This is a genomic window from Mycobacterium sp. (genome assembly GCF_035570115.1).
In the GTDB taxonomy this organism is placed as follows: Bacteria; Actinomycetota; Actinomycetes; order Mycobacteriales; family Mycobacteriaceae; genus Mycobacterium.
This window is the reverse complement of the sequence record NZ_DATMLH010000306.1, coordinates 1-2,997: the sequence shown is the minus strand read 5'-3', so window position 1 is coordinate 2,997 and position 2,997 is coordinate 1. Positions and strand designations below refer to the sequence as shown.

General features: G+C 68.2%; 3 protein-coding genes and 1 pseudogene. All 4 read right to left on the bottom strand.

The annotated features are described in order from the left end of the window. Positions 1 to 382 (bottom strand): annotated as a pseudogene (locus VNW74_RS29065) (hypothetical protein); the annotation flags it as partial. Between the two features lie 34 nt (positions 383 to 416). Beyond that, positions 417 to 1,313, bottom strand: coding sequence for a sigma-70 family RNA polymerase sigma factor (locus tag VNW74_RS29060; protein ID WP_325683348.1), 897 nt, complete (start codon positions 1,311 to 1,313; stop codon positions 417 to 419). A gap of 47 nt (positions 1,314 to 1,360) precedes the next feature. Continuing rightward, complete coding sequence (locus VNW74_RS29055; RefSeq protein WP_325683346.1) at positions 1,361 to 2,059, bottom strand: NAD(P)-dependent oxidoreductase; 699 nt, start codon at positions 2,057 to 2,059, stop codon at positions 1,361 to 1,363. Positions 2,060 to 2,187: 128 nt separating this feature from the next. Then, a partial coding sequence (locus tag VNW74_RS29050; RefSeq protein WP_325683344.1) for a flavin monoamine oxidase family protein occupies positions 2,188 to 2,997 on the bottom strand: 810 nt, incomplete at its 5' end.

The window sequence follows — 2,997 nt, the reverse complement described above, 5'->3', positions numbered from 1 at the left end:
CGCCGGCCAGTTGCTCCCGCAGCGGCGCTAGGGCCAGCGCGGCGCCCACGACCGCGCCGGCAATCGGGCCATGGCCGCAGGAGTGGACCGCCTCGGTCGAGCCGTCCTCCCGCATGGCAGCGACCGCGTCGTAGAGCACGGCGATGCCGACGCGGCGGCCGGGCCGCCCGCCCGCGAGCGCCGCGCGGAACGCGGTGCCGAGCCCGGCCACGTCCGGCTCGATGCGCAGGTCCGCGTCGCCCAGACGCCCGGCCAGGTGGGCCGAGCACAGGTGCTCCTCGTGCGCGAGCTCGGGATGCGCGTGCACGAACGCGACGGTGTCGGCGATCGCGGCCCGCTGCGCCGCGACGGCGGCGATGAGCACCGAGTCGGCAATAGGCATGCGCAAACCCTAACGCGAACCGCAAGGACGTGGCTCAGCGCAGTCCGAGCGCGGTGCTCACCGCGGCGCGGGGACCCTGTCCCGCCAGCGCGTCGACGTGGACGACAAGACCGTTGTCGATCGTCAGCAGGACGAGCGCCAGCACTCGACGATCGCGCATGGCGACGATGCCGATCCGGTCACCGACGGGCAGGTGCAACAGCGCAGGGGAGGCCGGCGGGCCGAGGTAGCGCATTATTCCCGGGGCGACCTTGGCGGCGCCGGTCAGCACGGCGGGAACGACGTCGCTGGCCCCGTCGACGGCCGGATCGAGCAACGTCAGCAAATCTTCCAGGTCACCGCCCGTGCAGGCCTCGATGAATCGCTCGCTGACCTGCCGGTGCAGCGCGGAGTCCACGGGGAACCGGCCGGTCGCCGATTCGGCCTGCACCCTCCGGCGGGCCCTGCTGGCCAGCTGACGGCACGACTCCGGGCTGCGCCCGACGACGATCGCGACTTCTTCGAACGAGTACTGAAACACGTCGTGCAGCACGAACGAGGTCCGCTCCGCCGGACTCAGGCGTTCGAGGAGGGCATGCAGCGCGATGGTCACGTTGTCGACGAGTGTGACCTGACTTGACGGATCGAGTGCGTGCGGGTCGAAGGGATCGCCGGCGAGGTCCAGCGCATCGGTGGGGCGCCGCCGTTGGGTGCGGAGTCTGTCAAGACACAGCCTGCTGGTGACGACCACCAGCCACCCCTCGGGATCGTCGATGTCGGCGATGTTCGTGCGGGCCAGGCGGGTGAACGCTTCCTGCACCACGTCCTCGGCGTCGGGAAGGTTAAGCAGCATGCGAAAGGCGAGGTCGAGCATCCGTCGGCGGTGCGCCTCCCACAGCGCGGTGAACACCGGATTGTCGGCGCCGGACGTGGCGTGGTCAGGTCGTTCCATCGCTGTTCTCATCGTGTCAGCTGGCGGATGAAGACTGTGGCGGGAACTTATGACTTCTTGCGGATGCCTTCCTGCCAGATCAATTTCAGCATTGACGGCCGGGCGCTCGGTGTCGCCACGGCGATAGTCGAGCGGACGTAGGTGTCGTTGAGTGCTTGGCGCAACAGGCAATCGGCCAAGTCGATCCGGGCGGTGAACCGATGCCCGATGTGGTCGATTGCGACACCGTACGCCGAAACGGCCGGCGCCTCGAACAGTCCTGAAGGGCGCACGATCGTCCAGGCGAGGTCGCTGTCGGCCACGATCGCTTCCATCCGGCGCATGTCGTCATAGACAGTCCTGCCGAGCTTGTTGACGACGTAGGGCTGCATGATCTTCTCGAAGATGAAGCCGCCGAGCGGCTCGGGGTGCGGGCCCACCGCACTGGAGCTGACGCACGCGAGCCGCTTGATGCCAGCTGCGTGCATGCCGGCGATGATGTTGGCGACGCCGTGCGAGTAGACGCTGACCGGGGTCTTGGCGAAGGGCGCGCCGAGGGTGGACAGCACGGCGTTGGTCCCGTCGATGACCGCAGCGACGGCGGCCGCGTCGTGGACATCTCCGGCGGCAAGCTTGAGGCGCCGATGCTCGATCGGGAAGGCGTCAGGGCGGCGGGTGAAGGCGACCACGTCGTGGTCCTCGTCGAGCGCCAGCTGGGTGAGGAGTCGCCCGGTCGGGCCATTAGCACCGAACACTGCCAGCTTCATCGGTTCGTTCCCTTCGACGAGCCCCCCGGACATGCGTCCGAGGTGGCTACATCAAGAAGGACGCCACCATCGCCAGGAGTGTGACATTGCTCCGCGGAACCTCCGCCCCAGATCCGTCCGGTTGCGGTTCAGTCGGGCAGCTCGATCGGCCCGATGTCGGCGAACACGTCCCCGGGTCCGGGATTGTCCGGATGGGTTCGGCCGCCTAGGTGATGCAAGATCCCCCAGACCGCGTTCAGCGAGGTCTGGACCGCGCCCTCCACCCACGCGGGTGTCCAGGAGACGTCGTCCCCGGCGATGAAGATGCCCCGCTGTTCCGGCGGCATGTGATCCTGCATGAAATGGGCGTACATGCGCTGGTTGTACCGGTAGTGCCCGGGCAGCGCTCCCTTGAACGCCCCCAGGAAGTGCCGGTCGGCCTCCCAGGACACCGTGATCGGGTCACCGACGATGTGGCTGGCGATGTCGACATCCGGGTAGATCTTGCTCAGGGCATTGAGCGAGAGCCGGACCCGGCGGTCGACCGGCTCGGGTAGCATCTTCAGCGCGTCGCTCATCCAGGAGTACGTCAGGCAGATCACGCCCGGCTGGTCGTCACCGTTATCGAACAGATAGGTGCCACGGGTCAGCCGGTCGGTCAGCGTCATGCTCATGACGTCCCGGCCGGTGCGCGGATCTGTGTCTTTCCAGAACGGCCGGTCGACCATCACGAAGGTCTTGGAGGACTGCATGTAGCGCGTGCGGTCCAGGGCCGTCCAGAGCTTCGAGGCGAACAGGCTTTCCTCGCACTCGATCTGGGTGGTGAGCAGCCAGCCCTGGCATGTCACCAGCACCGCGGAGTACCGGCGGGTGTCACCCCAGGCGTCAGTGACCGCGAGCAGGCCGTCGCGGTCGCGCGCGATCCGCGCGACGCCGGGCCTGGGCGCACCTGAGTGCAG

Bases quoted from the DNA above. Each gene is read 5' to 3' on its own strand.
- VNW74_RS29060 (WP_325683348.1), bottom strand. From the start codon at position 1,313: ATGGAACGACCTGACCACGCCACGTCCGGCGCCGACAATCCGGTGTTC.
- VNW74_RS29055 (WP_325683346.1), bottom strand. From the start codon at position 2,059: ATGAAGCTGGCAGTGTTCGGTGCTAATGGCCCGACCGGGCGACTCCTC.